This is a genomic window from Pseudomonas sp. NPDC088414, from assembly GCF_044753325.1.
Classification (GTDB): domain Bacteria; phylum Pseudomonadota; class Gammaproteobacteria; order Pseudomonadales; family Pseudomonadaceae; genus Aquipseudomonas.
Genome location: NZ_JBIVMY010000083.1, coordinates 1 through 1,013, shown reverse-complemented (window position 1 = coordinate 1,013; position 1,013 = coordinate 1). Strand labels below are relative to the sequence as shown.

General features: G+C 58.6%; 1 protein-coding gene and 1 pseudogene. Both read left to right on the top strand.

What is annotated here, in order from left to right:
- On the top strand, positions 1–716 hold a 716-nt coding region (locus ACIP8I_RS27195; RefSeq protein ID WP_400764935.1), incomplete at its 5' end, for a cbb3-type cytochrome c oxidase subunit I.
- A gap of 3 nt (positions 717–719) precedes the next feature.
- Positions 720–1,013, top strand: a pseudogene (locus ACIP8I_RS27190) (cytochrome o ubiquinol oxidase subunit III); the annotation flags it as partial.

The following is a 1,013-nucleotide window of genomic DNA, read 5'->3' as shown; positions in this document are numbered from 1 at the left end:
TCTACTTCCCGAAAGCGTACGGCTTCAAGCAGCACGAAGGCTGGGGTAAAGCAGCGTTCTGGTTCTGGATCTCGGGCTTCTTCGTCGCGTTCATGCCGCTCTATGCACTGGGCTTCATGGGCATGACCCGTCGTCTGAACGCCACCACCAACCCTGAGTGGGTACCGTACCTGTACGTGGCCATGTTCGGTGCGGTGATGATCGCTGTCGGTATCGCCTGCCAACTGATCCAGCTGTACGTCAGTGTGCGTGACCGCAACAAGCCAGAGAACATGTGCGAACACGGTGACCCGTGGAATGCCCACACTCTGGAATGGTCGACCTCGTCGCCACCTCCGTTCTACAACTTCGCTGTGCTGCCGAAGGCTGACTGCATCGACCCGTTCACCGAGGCCAAGGAAAACGGTACTGCGTACCAGGCTCCGGCCAAGTACGAGCCGATCCACATGCCGAACAACACCGCCACTGGCGTGGTGATGGGCGCACTGCTGACCGTCTTCGGTTTCGCGATGATCTGGCACATCTGGTGGTTGGCGATCGCCAGCCTGGCCGGCACTGTCATCTACTTCGTGATCCACGCCGCACGTGACGACCAGGGCTACATGGTTCCGGTGGAAACGATCGAGCGCATCGAAGCCGAGCAGCACAAGCGTCTGGTCGCGGCAGGGAAAATCCCGGCCAATGCCACCCGTGTAACCTCGTTGGAACAGGCTTAAACCATGTCGAACTTAGTGACCAATGTTGGACACGCCCATGGTGACCATGGGCACGATGACCATCACCACGACTCGGGCGAGATGACCGTATACGGTTTCTGGCTCTACCTGATGACCGACTGCATTCTGTTTGCGTCGATCTTCGCGGTGTACGCAGTACTGGTAAACAACGTCGCCGGTGGCCCGTCGGGCCACGACATCTTCGAACTGCCATACGTGCTGGGCGAAACCGCTCTGCTGTTGTTCAGTTCGATCACCTACGGCTTCGCCATGCTGGCGTTGAACACAGGCAAGAAG